The sequence below is a fragment of the Streptomyces sp. NPDC046712 genome (assembly GCF_040645695.1).
Taxonomy (GTDB): domain Bacteria; phylum Actinomycetota; class Actinomycetes; order Streptomycetales; family Streptomycetaceae; genus Streptomyces.
The window spans coordinates 34691-52279 of record NZ_JBEYYW010000001.1 but is presented as its reverse complement, the minus strand read 5'-3'; the positions used below and the strand labels follow the sequence as shown (position 1 = coordinate 52279).

19 protein-coding genes are annotated in these 17589 nt (G+C 73.2%); 7 read left to right on the top strand and 12 right to left on the bottom strand.

Annotated features, from left to right (window positions below):
* Nucleotides 1-49: 49 nt before the first annotated feature.
* Together ABZ939_RS00245 and ABZ939_RS00240 are read right to left on the bottom strand one after the other, a co-directional pair.
* Nucleotides 50-1339, bottom strand: a complete 1290-nt coding sequence (locus tag ABZ939_RS00245; protein WP_361846869.1) for an ABC transporter substrate-binding protein — start codon at nucleotides 1337-1339, stop codon at nucleotides 50-52.
* Nucleotides 1317-1826 (bottom strand): hypothetical protein, encoded by a 510-nt coding sequence (locus ABZ939_RS00240; RefSeq protein ID WP_361846866.1) that lies wholly within the window; start codon nucleotides 1824-1826, stop codon nucleotides 1317-1319. Before ABZ939_RS00240 ends, ABZ939_RS00245 begins: the two co-directional genes overlap by 23 nt.
* 107 nt (nucleotides 1827-1933) lie before the next feature.
* On the opposite strand from ABZ939_RS00240, the gene ABZ939_RS00235 reads away from it, so the two are divergent.
* Genes ABZ939_RS00235 through ABZ939_RS00225 form a run of 3 tightly spaced genes read left to right on the top strand, consistent with a single transcriptional unit; the run spans nucleotide 1934 to nucleotide 5630 of the window.
* Nucleotides 1934-2332, top strand: coding sequence for a hypothetical protein (locus ABZ939_RS00235; protein WP_361846863.1), 399 nt, complete (start codon nucleotides 1934-1936; stop codon nucleotides 2330-2332).
* Nucleotides 2320-4974: an ATP-binding cassette domain-containing protein gene (locus ABZ939_RS00230; protein ID WP_361846860.1), complete on the top strand. Its 2655-nt coding sequence runs from the start codon at nucleotides 2320-2322 to the stop codon at nucleotides 4972-4974. The genes ABZ939_RS00235 and ABZ939_RS00230 overlap by 13 nt, the downstream gene beginning before the upstream one ends.
* Entirely contained in the window at nucleotides 4971-5630 is a 660-nt protein-coding gene (locus ABZ939_RS00225; RefSeq protein WP_361846858.1) for an ATP-binding cassette domain-containing protein, read from the top strand. Before ABZ939_RS00230 ends, ABZ939_RS00225 begins: the two co-directional genes overlap by 4 nt.
* Here ABZ939_RS00225 and ABZ939_RS00220 read toward each other — a convergent pair.
* Complete coding sequence (locus ABZ939_RS00220) at nucleotides 5614-6159, bottom strand: transglycosylase family protein (RefSeq protein WP_361846855.1); 546 nt, start codon at nucleotides 6157-6159, stop codon at nucleotides 5614-5616. The two genes, ABZ939_RS00225 and ABZ939_RS00220, sit on opposite strands and share 17 nt — an antisense overlap.
* A 194-nt stretch (nucleotides 6160-6353) precedes the next feature.
* On the opposite strand from ABZ939_RS00220, the gene ABZ939_RS00215 reads away from it, so the two are divergent.
* Together ABZ939_RS00215 and ABZ939_RS00210 are read left to right on the top strand one after the other, a co-directional pair.
* Nucleotides 6354-7136, top strand: coding sequence for a hypothetical protein (locus ABZ939_RS00215; protein WP_361846852.1), 783 nt, complete (start codon nucleotides 6354-6356; stop codon nucleotides 7134-7136).
* Between the two features lie 131 nt (nucleotides 7137-7267).
* Nucleotides 7268-7594: a hypothetical protein gene (locus tag ABZ939_RS00210; protein WP_361846849.1), complete on the top strand. Its 327-nt coding sequence runs from the start codon at nucleotides 7268-7270 to the stop codon at nucleotides 7592-7594.
* A 67-nt stretch (nucleotides 7595-7661) separates the two neighbouring features.
* On the opposite strand, the gene der is transcribed toward ABZ939_RS00210, so the two are convergent.
* From der to ABZ939_RS00190, 4 genes are all read right to left on the bottom strand, one after another.
* Nucleotides 7662-9110: a ribosome biogenesis GTPase Der gene (gene der / locus ABZ939_RS00205; RefSeq protein WP_361846846.1), complete on the bottom strand. Its 1449-nt coding sequence runs from the start codon at nucleotides 9108-9110 to the stop codon at nucleotides 7662-7664.
* A 60-nt stretch (nucleotides 9111-9170) separates the two neighbouring features.
* On the bottom strand, nucleotides 9171-9815 hold the full coding sequence (locus ABZ939_RS00200; protein WP_361846843.1) for a lysophospholipid acyltransferase family protein: 645 nt from the start codon (nucleotides 9813-9815) through the stop codon (nucleotides 9171-9173).
* Entirely contained in the window at nucleotides 9812-10486 is a 675-nt protein-coding gene (cmk, locus tag ABZ939_RS00195; protein ID WP_361846841.1) for a (d)CMP kinase, read from the bottom strand. Before cmk ends, ABZ939_RS00200 begins: the two co-directional genes overlap by 4 nt.
* Nucleotides 10487-10598: 112 nt before the next feature.
* A complete protein-coding gene (locus tag ABZ939_RS00190) occupies nucleotides 10599-11687 on the bottom strand; it encodes a prephenate dehydrogenase (RefSeq protein WP_361846838.1) in 1089 nt (362 codons plus the stop codon).
* A gap of 348 nt (nucleotides 11688-12035) precedes the next feature.
* Here ABZ939_RS00190 and ABZ939_RS00185 point away from each other — a divergent pair, with 348 nt between their 5' ends.
* Together ABZ939_RS00185 and ABZ939_RS00180 are read left to right on the top strand one after the other, a co-directional pair.
* The gene (locus ABZ939_RS00185; protein ID WP_361846835.1) at nucleotides 12036-12536 is read left to right on the top strand and encodes a Rieske (2Fe-2S) protein; all 501 of its coding nucleotides are present in this window, start codon (nucleotides 12036-12038) and stop codon (nucleotides 12534-12536) included.
* A 10-nt stretch (nucleotides 12537-12546) separates the two neighbouring features.
* The gene (locus ABZ939_RS00180; protein ID WP_361846832.1) at nucleotides 12547-13236 is read left to right on the top strand and encodes a nucleotidyltransferase domain-containing protein; all 690 of its coding nucleotides are present in this window, start codon (nucleotides 12547-12549) and stop codon (nucleotides 13234-13236) included.
* Here the strand turns inward: ABZ939_RS00180 and ABZ939_RS00175 are convergent.
* Genes ABZ939_RS00175 through pnuC form a run of 5 tightly spaced genes read right to left on the bottom strand, consistent with a single transcriptional unit; the run spans nucleotide 13216 to nucleotide 17472 of the window.
* Nucleotides 13216-13983 carry a nucleotidyltransferase domain-containing protein gene (locus ABZ939_RS00175; RefSeq protein WP_361846829.1) on the bottom strand — a complete coding sequence of 256 codons (768 nt, stop codon included), beginning with the start codon at nucleotides 13981-13983 and terminating at the stop codon, nucleotides 13216-13218. The two genes, ABZ939_RS00180 and ABZ939_RS00175, sit on opposite strands and share 21 nt — an antisense overlap.
* A 3-nt stretch (nucleotides 13984-13986) precedes the next feature.
* Nucleotides 13987-15003 (bottom strand): ADP-ribosylglycohydrolase family protein, encoded by a 1017-nt coding sequence (locus tag ABZ939_RS00170; RefSeq protein ID WP_361846826.1) that lies wholly within the window; start codon nucleotides 15001-15003, stop codon nucleotides 13987-13989.
* A complete protein-coding gene (locus ABZ939_RS00165; RefSeq protein WP_361846823.1) occupies nucleotides 15000-15746 on the bottom strand; it encodes an NUDIX domain-containing protein in 747 nt (248 codons plus the stop codon). The genes ABZ939_RS00170 and ABZ939_RS00165 overlap by 4 nt, the downstream gene beginning before the upstream one ends.
* Complete coding sequence (locus ABZ939_RS00160) at nucleotides 15743-16822, bottom strand: AAA family ATPase (protein ID WP_361846820.1); 1080 nt, start codon at nucleotides 16820-16822, stop codon at nucleotides 15743-15745. The genes ABZ939_RS00165 and ABZ939_RS00160 overlap by 4 nt, the downstream gene beginning before the upstream one ends.
* Entirely contained in the window at nucleotides 16819-17472 is a 654-nt protein-coding gene (gene pnuC, locus ABZ939_RS00155; RefSeq protein ID WP_361846817.1) for a nicotinamide riboside transporter PnuC, read from the bottom strand. Before pnuC ends, ABZ939_RS00160 begins: the two co-directional genes overlap by 4 nt.
* Between the last annotated feature and the right edge of the window lie 117 nt (nucleotides 17473-17589).

Sequence of the window (17589 nt, the reverse complement as noted above, 5' to 3'; positions counted from 1 at the left end):
GGTCAAGTGGTCGGTCGGTGGCGACTGTACTGCCCGCCCGGCTCTCGGTTCACGGTCGGTAGCCGAGCTGGGGGACGGTGGCGCAGTTCGTGGTCATGTCTCCCTGGGAGACCCAGCCCCGCCCGTCCTGCCAACGGGCCACCGACAGACAGGTGTGAAGGGTCTTCGGCGGCTCGGCGAGTTTCTCGAAGCGGACGGGGAGGAGCAAGCCGCGGGCGGTGTACGGCTCCGGCCGGTTGACGAACTCCTCGACGCAGTCACGGGTGAGCCGGTCCCCGCAGGACAGCGCCGCGTCCGTGAACCACATGGCGGCGGCCCAGCCCTCCAACTGCCACTGGGAGAGCGGCCGGTCCCCCATCGCCGCCCGGAACTCCCGTACCGCCGGATGCCCGGTGTCCTGGTAGTTGCGGCTGGAGCCGGTCACGAAGAGCGCCTCGCGGCAGACGGGTGACTTGGCGTAGTCGCGGGGCACGGTCGAGGACCAGTTCTGCACGTTGGTCACCTTGGCGGTGACCCGGACGCCCAGTGTGTCCATCGCCTCGCAGAGCTGGGCGTTGCCGTGCGTGTCCATGGCGTCGAAGACGAGGTCGGCGCCCTGTGCCTTCAGATCGGCGGCCACGGCGCGGAAGTTGGGCAGGACGAAGTCCACCTGTTCGTCGACGACCCGGTAGCCCTCGGCCCGCAGGCCCTCGGAGATCAGCCGGGCGTAGGCCGTCGAGGCGGCCTGGTTGTAGGCGACGACCGCGGCGGTACGGGCTCCGTGCTCGTGCTTGAACCAGCGGTAGACCTCGGTCCCGCCGTACAACACCCCGTCCCAGCCGGGTGCCTTGCCGGTGCGCGGGGCGGAACTGCCGTAGATCCCGTACAGATGCGGATAGGTGTCGTACGCCGGGGTGAGCGGCTGGCCCCCGATGTCCGGGACGCCGGCCTTCGCGACGAGCGGGGCTCCGGCGTAGTCGAGCGCGGTGGTGGCGACGAGGGCGAACACCTTCCGTTCGTCGAGCAGCCGGTGCACGCACTCGTTGTTGCCGACGCCGCTGCCGCCGTCGTCGCAGGTGACGACCTCGACCCGGCGTCCGTTCAGCCCGCCGCGGGCGTTGAGGGCGTCGAACCAGGCGCGCGCGCCGTCGCGCGGACCGGTGAACGTGTCGCCGCCGACGGGGCTGGTGGCGCTGGAGATGACGCCGATCCGGAGCGGCTCACCGCCGGAGGGGAAAGTGGCGGTGGGCCGCGTCTCGAACGCGCGCTCCGGGAGCCGGCTGCCGCACGCCGCGGTGAGGGCGAGCAGCGCGGTGAGGAGCAGCGCCGCACCGGCCTCAGCAGCCCGGAACGGTCGCACCGCTGATCTGCACCAGGCCGCAGAGGGTCTTCACGGACACCTTCCAGGTGTCGTCCTGGAGGACGGCCGTGCCCTTGGAGTCGGGCAGGGCGGGCGCCCCGCCGACCAGCAGGTCCCAGGTGACGTTCGCGTCGTTCGGCGAGGTGAACTCGATGCCCTTGACCTTCGCGGAGGTCATGGCCGCGTTCGGGTCGCCGGCGAACGCGCTGAGGACGGGCTGCATCTGCTCGCCGTTCTCGAGCAGATTCACCTTCTCGGCCGTGGGTGTCTTCGGGTCGAAGAAGGCCGTCCAGTTCTTGGTGATCTCCGCCTTGGCGGCGGCCGGGTCCACCGGCTCGTTCGTCACGGCCGGCGGGGTCGGCGAGGGCGCATCGGCGGTGTCGTCGTCGCCGCAGCCCGCGAGAACCGGCCCGAGCACCAGAACCGACGCGGCCGCCAGAGCCGCGAGAGGAGAGCGAGGGCGTCCACCGTGTCGCTTGAGAACCATCTGGCTCACCACCGGGTGTCCGTCGAGGCCGGGCGGCCTGATGATTCCAGGGTGTGCCGGTTCGGGGCATAGTGCAAGGAAGAGCTCGCCGTCGCGAGGGAGGTCCCGTGCCGACATCCCGGGTACTGCTGTGGGGCGGGCTCGCGGCGGCCGCCGGGGGCGCGGTGCTCTGCGTCCTCGGGTGGTACGGGATCTCAGGCGAGCGCTTCGCGGAGCGGCAGCTGCCCTATCTCGCCTCGTGCACGGTGCCGGGGGCGGCGCTGATCGTGGCCGGGGCGGTCCTGGTCGGGGCGGCGGGCCGGATTCCGGTGCGCCGCCCCGCGCCTGCTCCCGAGGCCGCGGAGGACACGGCCCCGCCCTCGTCGGACGAGCCTCCGGTCCGGGTGCCGGGCGGGACGCTCGCGCACCGGCCGGACTGCCCACTGGTGGCGGGCCGGGCTGATGCCGAACCGGCGGGGGACGCCGAGCTCGACCCCTGTCCGGTGTGTGAGCCGTGGCCTCGCTGACGTACGACCTCACGCTCGCCGGTCTCGCGGTCGGCAGCGCTGCCGCGCTCACCGGCATCGGGCTGATCGTCACGTACCGCGCGACCGGCGTGCTCAATCTGGCGCACGGCGCGATCGCCATGGTCTGCGCGTACGTGCTGCGGCAGCTGGTGGTGGAGTGGGGCTGGCCCCTGCCGCTCGGCGCGCTCCTGACCCTGCTGGTGGTGGCTCCTGGGATCGGCCTGGTCCTCGACCGGGCCGTCTTCCGGCCGCTGGCGCTCGTCGGCGCCGGTCCGGCGCAGACCCTGGTGGCGTCCATCGGGGTCTTCGTGCTGCTCGTGGGCGGGGCTGCGCTGGTGTGGGGCGGCGGGGCGCGGGCGGACGCGCCGGTGCTGCTCGGCGACGATCCGTGGACCCAGCTCGCGGCGGTCGTGCTGCTGGCCGCGGCGGTCGGGGCCGTGACGCGGTGGACCCGGTTCGGGCGGGAGCTGCGGGCCGTGGTCGACAACCGGCCGCTGGCCATGCTGGGCGGGATCGACGCGGACCGGGTGTCGGCGGTCGGCTGGGCGTTCGGCGCGTTCACCGCGGGTCTCACGGGGGTGCTGCTCGCGCCCCACGTACGGCTCGATCCGTACGGGATGCCGCTGCTCGTCGTCGAGGTGATCGCGGTCGCGGTCGTGGCCAGGATGCGGAGCCTGCCGGTCGCGATCGTGACGGCGCTCGCGATCGGCGTCGCCCAGGCACAGCTGACCCGCTTCCACCCGGAGGGCTGGGCGGGGCCGCTGGTGCAGGCGGTCGGGGCGAACCTCTTCGTGGTGGCCCTGCTGGTGGCGGCGCTGGTCCTGCCGGGGGTCGGGGGCCGGGGCCGGGACGCGCTGCCGCCGCCGTCGGGGCGGCCACAGGTGCCGCCCGGCGCGTGGCTCACAGCGGGTGTGCTCTTCCTGCTCCCCCTGGGCTTCGCGGGCACGGACCTGCACACCTCGATCCAGGTACCGGCCCTCGCGATCGTGCTGCTGTCGCTGGTGGTGGTGACCGGCCGGGGAGGGCAGATCGCGCTGGGGCAGGCGGCGTACGCGGGTCTGGGCGCCCTGTTCACGGCGCTCCTCGCGGCCGGGGGCCTGCCGGAGCTGGTGGCGCTGGGGTTCGCGGTGCTGCTGGTGGCACCGCTGGGCCTGGTCACGGGGTGGCCGGCGATCCGCCGGCACGGGCTGGCGCTGGCGCTGGCGACGCTGGCCGTCGGGGTGGCGGTGAGCCGGTTCGTCTTCGCGCAGCCGTACGCGACGGCCGGCCTGGAGCTCGGCCGGCCGGCGGGCTTCTCGGACGACCGCCGCTACTACGCCCTGGAGCTGGTGGTCCTGGCGGCCTGTCTGCTGCTGGTCGCGGCGCTGCGCCGGGGCCGTACGGGCCGGGCGCTCGCCGCACTGCGCGACCACGAGGCGGGCGCGGAGGCGGCCGGGGTGCGGGTGAGCCTCCTCAAGCTCCTGGCCTTCGTCCTGGGCGCGGCCCTGGCCGCCCTGGGCGGCGGCCTGCTGGGCATGGGCCTGCGCGCCTTCGACCCGGAGGCCTACGACCCGGTACGCGGCCTCCTCTGGTTCGCCGCGATCATCGTCCTGGGCGCCGACAGCCTCCTCTCCCCGCTGGCCGCCGCGGCCCTCCTGGTCGGCCTGGACGCGGGCACGAGGGGCGGCGTGGCAGCGGCCGCGATCGGCATCCTGGCAGCCCTGGTGGGCCGGGTGCCTCCCCTGACGTCCTGGCTGCCGGTCCGGCGTACGGCGCCACCGGAAGCCGTGGCCGCGCCCGGTAGACGCACCGCAGCGGCGCCACCGGGCGAGCACCCGGTGTCCAAGGGACCCACGGCGGTCGTATCTCCCCCTCCGGCCTCGCCCGTGGCCGCCGACGCCGGGCCACCACCCACAGGTGGACCCGTGTCTCTGTCGACACGTGGAGCGGGTGGGCTTCCCGGCCCGGCCGCAGGCCGAACGCGCCCCCACCGGCCGGCACCGGCACCGCCCCCCGCACGGCTGCGCGCTCACCACCTCACCCTCACCTACCCCGGTGGCCTCACCGCCCTCACCGACGTCAGCATCGACCTCACCCCCGGCCGCGTCACCGCCCTCGTCGGCCCCAACGGCGCCGGCAAGAGCACCCTCTTCGACTGCCTCGCCGGAACCCTCCGCCCCACCCGCGGCCGCGTCACCCTCGACGGCGCGGACATCACCGCCCGCCCCGCCCACGCCCGCACCCGGCTCGGCGTCGCCCGCTCCTTCCAGCAGCTCGCCGTCTTCCCCTCGCTCACCGTCGAGGACAACGTCCGCCTCGGAGCAGAGCAGGGCCACGCCCACACCGACACCCGCACCCTCGAACAGACCCTCCGTCTCCTCGGCCTCTCCGGAGCCGTCCGCCACCGCCCCGCCGCCGACCTCCCCACCGGCACCCTGCGTCGGGTCGAACTGGCCCGCGCGCTCGCCGGCGGCCCGCACACCCTCCTCCTGGACGAGCCCGCCGCCGGGCTCGACGCCACGGAGACCGCCGCCCTCGCCCGGGTCCTCGCCGCACTCGCCGCGGACGGCCTCACCCTCCTCGTCGTCGAGCACGACCCGGACCTCGTCGCCGGCATCGCCCACACCGTGCACACCATGGAGGGAGGCCGGATCGTGTCATGAGCGTCGAGATCGCCCTGCGCTCCGCCCGCGTCCGCTACGGCCCCCTGGAGGCCCTGCACGGCCTCGACCTGCCCGTCCCGCCCGCCACCGTCACCGTCCTCGTCGGCCGCAACGGCTCCGGCCGTACGACCGCCCTGCGCGCCCTCGCCGGGACCGTGCCCCTGGCCTCCGGCACGGTCGTCTGGCGAGGCGCGGACGTCACCCGCCTCCACGCGCACGACCGGGCCCGGCGCGGCCTCTGCTTCGTACCGGATCTCCGTGCGGTGTTCGCGACGCTGACCGTCGCCGAGAACCTGGAGCTGGCCGCCGGGGACCGGGATCGGGCCCTGGCGGCGTACCCCGAACTCGCGCGCCTCCTCACGCACCCGGCCGGCACCCTCTCCGGCGGCGAGCGCCGGATGCTCGCGCTCGCCCGGGCCCTGCTGACCCCCGCCCGCGTGGTCCTGGTCGACGAGCCGTCCCTCGGCCTGTCCCCCGAGGCCTCCTCCCGTACGTACGGGCTGCTCGCCGCCCTCGCCCGGCCGGGCGGGGCCGCCGTGGTGCTCGCCGAGCAGCGCCCCCCGCCCGGGCTGCCGCCCGGCACGCTGCTGCACGAACTGCGGCGCGGCTCCCTCGCGTTCAGCGGGGAGGCCGCCGAGTTCACCGCAGGACGGTGAGGGGCGAGATGCGCAGCATCGTCCCGGTCATGAGCCGGTCCGGGTCCGGCCCGATCAGGCTCCGGTTCGCCGCGTACAGCGCCTGCCAGCCGCCGGCGATCCCGAAGCGGCGGGCGATCGAGCTGAGGGTGTCGCCCCGCTGCACGACATGGGCCCGCCCGCTCAGCCCGTACCGCTTCGAGCAGACCGGCCACGCCTTCCACCCCTGGGTGCGCAGGACCTCCTCCGCGACGGCGATCTGCTGCTGACGGGTCGCCAGGTCGGCGCGCCGGGCGTAACGCAGGCCGCCGTGCTCGACCCAGGTCGGCTGCCAGAACTGGAGTCCGCCGTAGAAGCCGTTGCCGGTGTTGATGTGCCAGCGGCCGCTGCTCTCGCACTCGGCGACGCAGCCCCACGGCCACTGGTCCTTGGCGCAGGCGTAGGCGGGGGCGGCGGGGACGTGCGGCGCCTGTGCCTGAGCCGGCGCCGGGACGAGGGCCAGCAGCGCGGCGGCGGACGCCCCGGCTGCCCACAATAGGATCTTCGACATCGCGGCAGGCTAGACAGCACACCCGCCTGCCGGCGCCGTGCCGCGCGGGGCGGCCCGCATCCCCCACCCGGTCGGAGTCACACAAGTTGCCGTACCGGGACGCGTGACCCCGGCCGAGCCTTCCCCGTTGAACTCGTCATGAGACGAGCCGGGATCCGCCCGGCGTCGCACGTACCGAGTCCAGGGAGCCCCCCGTGCCGCGCATGCTCGACGTCAGCGAGGACGTACGCGCCGAGATCGGCGACGAAGAAGCGGACCGGCTGCTCGCCGGCGACAACGCCCCGGGCAGCTACGACTGCACCTCCTGCCGCACGCCGGGCGACTCCGACCAGGAGCGTACGAGCACGGTGCTGTTCGTCGGCGAGGAGACCGCCGTACTGGCGTTCGCCCACGCCAGCTGCATTCCGTCCCAGGTCGTCCAGGTCGCCGAGGAGCAGCTCCAGGGCGCCGTCCGCTCCATCGCCGCGACGGACGCGGCGGACGCGCTCGGCGCGGCCCACCCCGAGCAGGCCGTCCTCGGCGTGACGAGCGGTCTCGTGCTGATCGACGGCGAGCTGCACCCGGCGCTGGTCGTCGAACCGACCGCGCCGGTCGCCCGCCCGGGCTCGGACGGGCTGAGCGACGAGTTCCTGCCGCTCCTGATCGAGCAGGGCTTCCAGCCGATCGGCGATGTGAACCAGAAGCCGGGCGTCCTGCCCGGCTGGTCCGTGCTCGTCGCCATGGGCCAGCTGCACTCCGTGCTCCAGCCGGGTACGGGCGGCAGCGGCCAGGTCGCCTGGTGGCAGGCGCACCAGCCGCTCCAGGTCACCGAGGGCTGGCGTGCGGCGGCCAACAAGTCGCACACGGTCCTGGTCTTCGCCGCCCCGGTCGGCTCGATCGGTCAGCAGCCGCGCGAGGACCTGCTCCGCGACGCCCTGGAGAAGGCCGCGGCCAACGGCCGGCTGGTCGCTGCCGCGATGCCGCTGGCCGGCACGTGAGGGAGCACGGACGCACGGGCATAAGGCCACTGGGGCCCGGCCCGTGGGTTCCGACCGTCCCCCGCCCCCGGCGGCCTCCGGTTTCCGAGAGCCGCCCGCATCCGACGGACCACGAGGTCGTTGGCACATACGTGCACACATACGACCCACTCCGCCAGCCGTATCCGAGTCAGATCCCCTCCATGCGCCCCGCGCAGGACGTCACGTCGGGCCAGTCGGCCACGCCGATCTACGACGCTCTGTACTCGGAGTACCGCCGGTCGTTCCGGGCGCTGCCGGGTGACCGCAGCGGCGAGGACGATCTGGGCTTCCGGGCCTTCGGTACGCCGCTGAGCGCGGGGCTCCACAGTCCGGGGTCCGGGCACGGGAGCCGGTACGGGGCGTATCCGGCGGCGTGGTCGGCGCAGCACCACCCCACGCAGGCGGCGCTGCCACCGGCGCCCCGCAGGGGGCTGTAGGACGGAGCACGGTACGGCGGAGGGCCGGGGCGCATCGCCCCGGCCCTCCGCCGTACTCACTCCACGACTACTTCTTGCGGCCGCGCTTCTCGCGGACACGCACCGAGATGTGGATCGGGGTGCCCTCGAAGCCGAACTCCTCGCGCAGCCGACGCTCCACGAAGCGCCGGTAGCCGGCCTCCAGGAAGCCGGAGGCGAAGAGCACGAAGCGGGGCGGCTTGGTGCCCGCCTGCGTACCGAAGAGGATGCGGGGCTGCTTGCCGCCGCGGATCGGGTGCGGGTGGGCCGCGACCAGCTCGCCGAGGAAGGCGTTCAGACGGCCGGTGGGGACGCGGGTCTCCCAGCCGGCGAGCGCGGTCTCGATGGCCGGGACGAGCTTGTCCATGTGACGGCCGGTCTTGGCGGAGACGTTGACCCGGGGCGCCCAGGAGACCTGCTGCATCTCGGTCTCGATCTCGCGCTCCAGGTAGTAGCGCCGCTCCTCGTCGAGCTCGTCCCACTTGTTGTAGGCGATGACGAGCGCGCGGCCCGACTCGACCGCCATGGTGATGATGCGCTGGTCCTGGACCGAGATGTTGTCGGTGGTGTCGATCAGGACGACGGCGACCTCGGCCTTCTCGACCGCGGCGGCGGTGCGCAGGGAGGCGTAGTAGTCCGCGCCCTCCTGGAGGTGGACCTTCTTGCGGATACCGGCGGTGTCGACGAACTTCCAGGTCTTGCCGCCGAGTTCGATCAGCTCGTCGACCGGGTCGCGGGTGGTGCCGGCCAGCTCGTTGACGACGACGCGGTCCTCGTTGGCGACCTTGTTCAGGAGCGAGGACTTGCCGACGTTCGGGCGGCCGATGAGGGCGATGCGGCGCGGGCCGCCGACCACGTTGCCGAAGCGCTGGGCAGGGGCCTCGGGCAGCGCCTCGAGGACGGCGTCGAGCATGTCGCCCGTACCGCGGCCGTGCAGCGAGGAGACCGGGTAGGGCTCGCCGAGGCCGAGCGACCACAGGGCGGTGGCGTCGGCCTCGCCGGAGGGGCCGTCCACCTTGTTGGCGCAGAGGACGACCGGCTTTCCGGCGCGGCGCAGCAGCTTGACGACGGCCTCGTCGGTGTCGGTGGCGCCGACGGTGGCGTCCACGACGAAGACACAGGCGTCGGCCGCCTCGATGGCGTACTCGGCCTGGGCGGCGACGGAGGCGTCGATGCCGAGGACGTCCTGCTCCCAGCCGCCGGTGTCGACGACCTTGAAGCGGCGGCCGGCCCATTCGGCCTCGTACGTGACGCGGTCGCGGGTGACGCCGGGCTTGTCCTCGACGACGGCCTCGCGGCGGCCGATGATCCGGTTCACCAGGGTCGATTTGCCGACATTGGGGCGGCCGACGACGGCGAGGACGGGGAGCGGGCCGTGCCCGGCCTCCTCGATCGCACCCTCGACCTCCTCGATGTCGAAGCCCTCTTCCGCGGCGAGCTCCATGAACTCCGCGTACTCGGCGTCGCCAAGTGCCCCGTGGTCGTGCTGGTCGTTCATGAAGTCCGTTCCTTGATCATTCGTGGTCGGTGGGTGCGAACCCACTACTCAGAGTCTCACTCAGCGCCCGGTGAGGCGCCTGGCGTTTTTCAGGTGGGCGGTGAGCCGGTCCTGAATCCGTACGGTGGCGTCGTCCAGCGCCTTGCGGGTGCGCCGGCCACTGCCGTCGCCTGCCTCGAAGGCGTCGCCGAAGACGACGTCGACGCGGCTGCGCAGCGGAGGCAGCGCCTTGATCAACCGTCCGCGGCGATCGGAGCTTCCCAAGACAGCCACCGGGACGATCGGGGCGCCACTGCGGACGGCGAAGTAGGCGAGGCCGGCGCGCAGGGAGGCGAAGTCGCCCTCACCGCGGGTGCCCTCGGGGAAGATCCCGAGGACGCCGCCGTGGTCCAGGACCGCGAGGGCGTTGCCGATGGCGTTCCGGTCCGTGCTCTCGCGGTCCACCTTGACCTGCCCGATGCCCTCCAGGAAGGGCCCGAGGGGCCCGACGAACGCTTCCTTCTTGATCAGGAAGTGCACGGGGCGGGGTGCGGTGCCCATGAGCATGGGGCCGTCGATGTTGTGCGCGTGGTTGACGGCGAGGATGACGGGGCCGGAGGCCGGCACCCGCCAGGCGCCGAGGACGCGCGGCTTCCACAGGCCGTACATCAGCCCGATGCCGATGCCGCGCCCGACGGCGGCGCCCCGCTCGGAGGGCTGGGTCACTTCGCGGCCGTCCTCTTCTCCTCCACCAGGGTCACGACGCACTCGATGACCTGGTCCAGCGTGAGGTCCGTGGTGTCGACCTCGACGGCGTCGTCGGCCTTGGCGAGCGGGGAGGTCTTACGGCTGGAGTCGGCCGCGTCCCGCTTGATCAGGGCCTGCTGGGTGGCGGCCACGTCGGCGCCCTTGAGCTCGCCGGAGCGGCGGGCGGCGCGGGCCTCGGGGGACGCGGTGAGGAAGATCTTGAGGTCGGCGTCCGGCAGGACCGTGGTACCGATGTCGCGCCCCTCGACGACGATGCCGCCCTCGGCGTTCTTGGCGATGGTCCGCTGGAGCTCGGTGATCCGGGCCCGCACCTCGGGGACGGCGCTGACGGCGCTGACCTTGGAGGTGACCTCTTCGGTGCGGATGGGTCCGGCGGCGTCGGCGCCGTCGACGGTGATCGTCGGGCGGGCCGGGTCGGTGCCGGAGACGATGTCGGGCTTGGCGGAGGCGTTGGCGACGGCATCGGCGTCGTTGACGTCGACGCCGTTGCTGATCATCCACCAGGTGATCGCCCGGTACTGCGCCCCGGTGTCCAGGTAGCTCAGCCCCAGCTTGGCGGCAACCGCCTTCGAGGTGCTCGACTTGCCCGTGCCGGAGGGCCCGTCGATGGCGACGATCACGGTTTCCACGGTGGGGAACACCTTCCTGGGGTGAGCGGTGAGGCCTCGCGGACATGCGCGGCCCCCACAAGGTTACCGAGTCCCAGCCACCCGTCCGGCCGAACGGGCCTCCGAGCGCTCGTCACCCCGCGCGCAGCGCCCAGCCCCGTTCCTTCAGCGCCTCTCCGAGGACCGGCGCCGCCGAGGGGGTCACCATCAGCTGGACCAGACCCGCCTGCTGACCGGTCGCGTGTTCGATGCGGACGTCTTCGATGTTGACGCCCGCCCGGCCCGCGTCCGCGAAGATGCGGGCGAGCTCGCCGGGCTGGTCGCTGATGAGGACGGCGACGGTCTCGTACTGCGCCGGCGCGGCACCGTGCTTGCCCGGGACCCGCGCGCGGCCCGCGTTGCCGCGGCGCAGGACGTCCTCGACGCCGCTCGTGCCCTCCCGCCGCTTCTCCTCGTCCGTGGACTGGAGGGAGCGGAGCGCGCGGACCGTCTCGTCCAGGTCGGCGGCGACACCGGCGAGGACGTCCGCGACGGGCCCGGGGTTCGCCGTGAGGATCTCGACCCACATGCGGGGGTCGGAGGCCGCGATCCGGGTGACGTCGCGGATGCCCTGTCCGCACAGCCGTACGGCCGTCTCGTCCGCCTCCTCCAGGCGCGCGGCGACCATCGACGACACCAGCTGAGGGGTGTGCGAGACGAGGGCGACCGCGCGGTCGTGCGCGTCCGCGTCCATGACGACCGGGACGGCGCGGCAGAGCGCGACCAGCTCCAGGGCCAGGTTCAGGACCTCGGTGTCGGTGTCGCGGCCGGGCGTCAGCACCCACGGGCGCCCCTCGAAGAGGTCCGCCGTCGCCGCCAGCGGTCCCGAGCGCTCCTTGCCGGACATCGGATGCGTCCCGATGTACGTGGTGAGGTCGAGCCCCAGCTCCTCCAGCTCGCGCTTCGGCCCGCCCTTCACGCTCGCCACGTCCAGGTAGCCGCGCGCGAGCCCGTCACTCATGGCCGTGGCGAGCGTGGTCGCCACGTGCGCCGGGGGTACGGCGATGATCGCGAGGTCGACGGGGCCCTCGGGCGCCTCGTCCGTACCGGCGCCGAGCGCCGCCGCCGTCCGGGCGCGGGCGGGGTCGTGGTCGCGGAGGTGGACGGCGATGCCGCGCCCCGCGAGGGCGAGCGCCGCCGAGGTGCCGATCAGGCCGGTTCCGATGACGAGCGCGGTTCTCACTGGGCGGGCTCCTTGACCTGCTCGTGCATGTGTCCGACCTCGTCCCTCTCCTGCTGGACGGTGCCTCGGGCGGTTCGTACCGCCACGTGGTGCTCCTCGTCCGACCCGACCTCTGCTCCGATCAGCCTAGTCAGCCGGGCGGACGCACCGTCGCGGCGACCGCCCACCGAGACACCGGGGCCCAGCTTTCGTCCGGTACGGAACACGGCCAATGTCACCCGAGCCGGACCGTGCCGCCACTCGGCGTATCCGGGGGTGTGCGGAGCCGACGGCCGTGCGAGGGAGCCGGCGCCCCGGGTCCAGGCGTGTTGCGGGCCACCGGCGGGGGGCGCCATCAAGCTGTACGGCATGAATCCAGATGCCACGCCCCGCCGTACCGTGCTGCTGGCCGGTGCGGGTTCGGTCGCCGCCCTGACCACCGGCTGCGGCTCGGACGGCGACAACGGCGGAACGACCGCCTCGCCGACGCCCCCGGGCACCACCGCAGCCGAGACGCCGGCGCCCGCGACGCCGGCGACGACCTCGGCGCCCGCGACCGAGCCGCCCCCTCCCCCGCCCCCCGGGGACGCTCTCGCCGAGACCTCCGAGATCCCGGTCGGCGGTGGCACGATCTTCAAGGAGGAGAAGGTCGTCGTCACCCAGCCCACGGCCGGCGAGTTCAAGGCGTTCTCCGCGATCTGCACCCACCAGGGCTGCACGGTCGGCAAGGTCGAGAACGGCACGATCGACTGCCCCTGTCACGGCTCCAAGTTCCGTATCGCGGACGGCTCGGTGGCCGCGGGACCTGCGACGCGCCCGCTTCCGGCCGAAGAGATCACCGTGTCGGGGGACAGCATCACCCTCGCGTAGCCTGTCGCACATGACTTCGACGGACCTGGTGCGCGACCACACGATCTACTCCTGTGTCATGGGGTCGCGCGCTTTCGGTCTGGACACCGAGGGCAGCGACACCGACCGCCGGGGCGTCTTCCTCGCCCCGACGCCGCTCTTCTGGCGCTTCGACAAGCCGCCGGCGCATGTCGAGGGGCCGGGCGAGGAGCAGTTCAGCTGGGAGCTGGAACGCTTCTGCGAGCTGGCCCTGCGCGCCAACCCCAACGTTCTGGAGTGTCTGCACTCCCCCGTCGTCGAGCACATCGACGACATCGGCCGCGAACTGGTCGCGCTGCGCGAGGCGTTCCTCTCCCGCCAGGCGCACCAGACCTTCGTACGGTACGCGGGCGGCCAGCGCAGGAAGCTCGACGCGGACGTCCGCCAGTACGGGGAGCCGCGCTGGAAGCACGCCATGCACCTGCTGCGCCTGCTCATGAGCTGCCGCGACCTGCTGCGGACCGGTGAGCTGACGATCCACGTCGGCGACGAGCGCGAACGGCTCCTCGCGGTGAAGCGCGGCGAGGTCCCCTGGCCCGAGGTCGAGTCCTGGATGACCCGCCTCACGGAGGAGGCGGACTCGGCCGCCACCGGCTCGCCCCTCCCCTCGGCCCCGGACCACCGCCGCGTCGAGGACTTCCTGATCCGCGCCCGCCGGACCTCAGCTCGGAGCGCGCTCTAGCCGGGTCCGTACGACGAAGTCGTGCAGGGCGTCGTGGGCCCCCGGGGCGTCCCCGAGCCCCGAGGCGGCCTGGGCCGCGTCCAGCGCGCCGTGCAGGGCCTCCACATCACGACGGACGCGCCCGAGGTCGACCTCCGCGGCTCCGTGCTCGGCCGCCTCCTTAGCGGCGATCAGCTCGGCCGTGTACGCGGGCGCCTCGGGCACCTCCCCGACGAGCGTGGGCAGATGCGCCTGGACCTCGCCCGCGCGCATGAGATGGATCCCGGTGAGCAGCGCGCGGAAGGTGTAGAGCAGCGGCTTCAGCTCCTCGGTCTTCTCGAACAGCCGCCATTGCGTACCGGCGAACCCGCGGTAGTGATGCACGTGATGGTGGGTGAGCACCTGCGGAGCCAGGGAGACGAGCTCGGCGTGGGCGTCCGAGGTGTGCGCCACCAGCGGGGAGAGCAGCTGCTCCAGTACGTAGCCGTTGCGGCGCAGCATCAGCCGGACGAACTTCCGCAGATCGTGCGTGACGAGGTCCATCTCCACGCCGTCCCTGTCCCACATCCGGGACCGGGTCTCCTCGGGCTCGCGCAGCCCGATCAGTCCCTCCACCGGCAGCAGATGCGCCCCGCGCAGGTCCACGTCCGAGTCACGGGACGGGAATCCGTACAGGTGCGCGCCGGAGACGGTCGCGAAGATCAGGGGGTCGGCCTGTTCCGCCACGACCGCGGAGAGGTCGACGTCGGGTATGAGAGCTACGGTCATGGATCAAGCGTCCCAGAGCGCCCCGAACGTCAACAGCTCGCTGCGGTACTCGATCCGCTCCTCCCACTCCTTCGGCCACGCGCCCGCGCCCAGGTGGGCGCCCGCGAACGCGCCCGTCAGGCAGGCGATCGAGTCCGAGTCCCCGCGGGTGCAGGCGGCGCGGCGGAGGGCCGTGAGGGGGGCTTCGGGGAAGAGCAGGAAGCAGAGGAGGCCGGTGGCCAGGGCCTCTTCGGCGATCCAGCCGTCGCCGGTGTACTCACAGGGGTCGAGCTCCGGGTCCGCCGTGCGCTGGACGGCGTCCAGCCTCTCCAGGACGGCCAGGCACTCGTCCCAGCCGCGCTCGATGAAGTGCCGGGCCGAGGGGTCCTGGGAGCGGGTCCACAGGTCGCCGAGCCAGGTGTCGCGGTAGACGGAGCGGTTCTCGTAGGCGTACGAGCGCAGGTGGCCCACCAGCCCCGTCGGTTCGACGCCCTGGGCGAGCAGGTGCACCGCGCGGGCCGTCAGGTCGGAGGCGGCCAGCGCCGTGGGGTGCCCGTGGGTGAGGGCCGACTGGAGCTGGGCCGCGCCGGCCCGCTGCTCGTCGCTCAGGCCGGGCACGAGCCCGAGCGGCGCCACGCGCATGTTGGCGCCACAGCCCTTGGAGTGGATCTGGCTGGCGTCCTGCCACGCACGGTCGCTGTCGAGGAGCATGCACGCGCGCAGACATGTGTTTCCCGGCGCGCGGTTGTTCTCCGGGGAGTGGTACCAGTCGACGAACTCCTCCCGGACCGGCCGCGCCAGCCGCAGCGGGGCGAGCACGCCGCGGTCCATGGCGGTCCTGATGCCCCGCGCGAGGGCCAGGGTCATCTGCGTGTCGTCCGTGACGTACGCCTTCCCCTGCGGCTTCCCCGGCAGCTCCATCCCGCGCCAGGGACCGAACTTCGCGAGGATCGACGGCACGTCGTTGAACTCGGTCGGGAAGCCGAGGGCGTCCCCGAGGGCCAGCCCGATCAGGGAGCCGGTGGCGGCCTGCTTCGTCATGTGGAGCGTCCTTCCGGTCGCAGCAGCGGCGGGTGGAGAGCCGTGGCCTCTCCCGCCCGGTAGAGAGCGGCCGGTTTCCCCCGTCCGCCGGTGAGGCGCGGCGGTCCTTCCACGACCTGGACGAAGCCGGGCGTGGCGAGGACCTTGCGCCGGAAGTTGGGGCGGTCGAGCTCGACGCCCCAGACCGTCTCGTACACCTGCCGCAGCTCGCCGAGCGTGAACTCGGGCGGGCAGAAGGCGGTGGCGAGACAGGTGTACTCGAGCTTGGCGCCGACCCGTTCGTGCGCGTCGGCGAGGATCCGGTCGTGGTCGAAGGCGAGGGGCCCGTACGTCCGCTGCGTCCCGTACGGCATCCACTGCGCCCGCGCCGCGTCACCGCCGCCGCGCGGCTCGGGAGGATCGGGGACGAGCGCGGTGAACGCGACCGAGACCACCCGCATCCTCGGGTCGCGGTCCGGTTCGCTGTACGTCCGCAGTTGTTCGAGGTGCAGTCCGGAGACGGTGTCCTCGGACAGACCGGTCTCCTCGGCCAGTTCGCGGCGAGCGGCCCGCTCGGCCGACTCCCGGGGCAGCACGAATCCGCCGGGCAGCGCCCAGGCCCCGGCGTACGGCTCCTGGCCGCGCTCCACGAGCAGGACGTGCAGCCGCTCCTCGCGGAGGGTGAACACGGCGAGGTCGGCGGTGACGGCGAACGGCTCGAAGGCGTACGGGTCGTAGCCCTCGGGGGCCCGGGGAGAGGTCATCGGCGCTCCGGGAGGGGATCGGAGAGGTCCCAGCCCTCGGCGAGCAGCGCGTCCACTGCGGCGACGGCCGCGGCGAGCCGCTCCTCGTGCGGACCGCTGAGGACGGCGGTCCGGCGGCCCGTGTGGGCGAGCTGGGTGACGAAGCGGGCGGTCATCCAGGGCCGCAGGTGCTCCCCGTCGCGCAGCCCGTCGTCCTCGAAGTCGACTCCCCGGTGGTCGGTCAGCAGCCACAGGTGCTGCCGGCCGCGGGCCGCGATCTCGCCGGTGGCCGGGCTGGCGGTGCCCATGTACCGCTCGTGCCAGATGGTGGTGGCGAAGGCGTCGGTGTCGCAGAAGAGCACGGGCGAGCCGGCGCGGGCGGCCTCCTCCTCCAGCTCGCTCTGGCGCAGCGCGATCAGCGGGAAGTCCTCCGTGTGGAAGCGGACGTCCTCCCAGCCGGCATCGGGGCGCTCGGCGCGCAGTTCGGCGAGCTTGAGTTCGCTGAACTCGCGCCCGTACTCCGGTACGTAGCGGGTGCGGGCCCAGACGCCGCCCCGGGCCCGGTAGTGCTCGGCCAGGGCGCGGGCCATGGTGGTGGTGCCGGTGGACTCGGCGCCGAGGACGACCACGCGCCGGGTGAGCGCGGCCCGTACCGGCGGTTCCAGGTAGTCCCAGCAGCCGACGGGGTCCTTGCGGACGGCGGTGCCGGAGACGGGGAAGAGCGTACGGTCCGGGTCGACGGAGACGGACTCGGCGTCGAAGCGGCGGCCGAGTTCCTCGCCGTACGGCTCCGAGGTGAAGACGGCGTCGACGCGTTCGGGCACCGCGGTCCGGAAGACGGCCATGTGGGCGGCCCACACATCGGGGTCGTGGAGGTCGACGGGGATGTCGTCGACGGCGCCGACGACCAGGACGTCGGGGTGGATCTCCCGCATCCAGGCGATGCGGTCCTCCAGGGACAGGCTCTCCACGGAGGAGGCGCAGACGAGCACGGTGAGGCGCTCGCAGCGGTCGCGGGCCGTGCGGACGAGATGGTGGTGGCCGGCGTGCGGCGGATAGAACTTGCCGAGGACCAGGCCGTGTCCGTAGCGCTTCATGCCGTCGCCTCCGCGGGAAGTGCGCGCCGTGCGGTGAGGTCACGGCTCCAGCTGCGCAGGCCGAGGACGCAGAGCGTCATGAACCCGACGTACAGCAGGGAGGTCAGGTACAGCTCCTTGTAGGCGTACAGGGGCACGTACACGATGTCGGCGGCGATCCAGAGCCACCAGGACTCCAGCCGCTTCCGGCACTGGCCGTAGGTCGCCATCAGGGAGAGCGCGGTCGTCAGGGCGTCCCAGAAGGGGACGGTCGAGTCGGTGGCGCGGTCGAGCAGCAGGGTGAGCCCGAGGGTCCCCACCACCCCCGCCGTGAGCAGCCACGTCCACTCGGTGCGCGAGGTGCGGCGCACCGGGAGGATGTCGGAGCCTGGTCCACCCCCGTGGGTCCAGGTCCACCAGCCGTACACGGCGAGGGTGATGAAGACGATCTGGAGACCGGCGTCGGCGTACAACCCCGCCTGCGTGAAGAGCAGGATGAAGAAGAGGTTGTTGGCGATGCCGATGGGCCAGTTGGCGATGTGCTGGCGGGCGACGAGCCAGACGCAGAGCGCGCCGCTGCCGAAACCGAGCACCTCGGTCCAGCTGACCGGGGTGTCGAGGACGGTGAAGAGCGGTTGCTGCAGGGGTTCGAGAACGTTCGCGAGGCTCACGCCCGCCTCCTTAAGAGTCATGTTGACTATAAAGGGCGGCGGGCTTCGACCACAAGTGCGAAACGACAGCGAAGAAGCCCGTGACCGCCGGGCGGTCACGGGCTTCTTCTCTGGTAC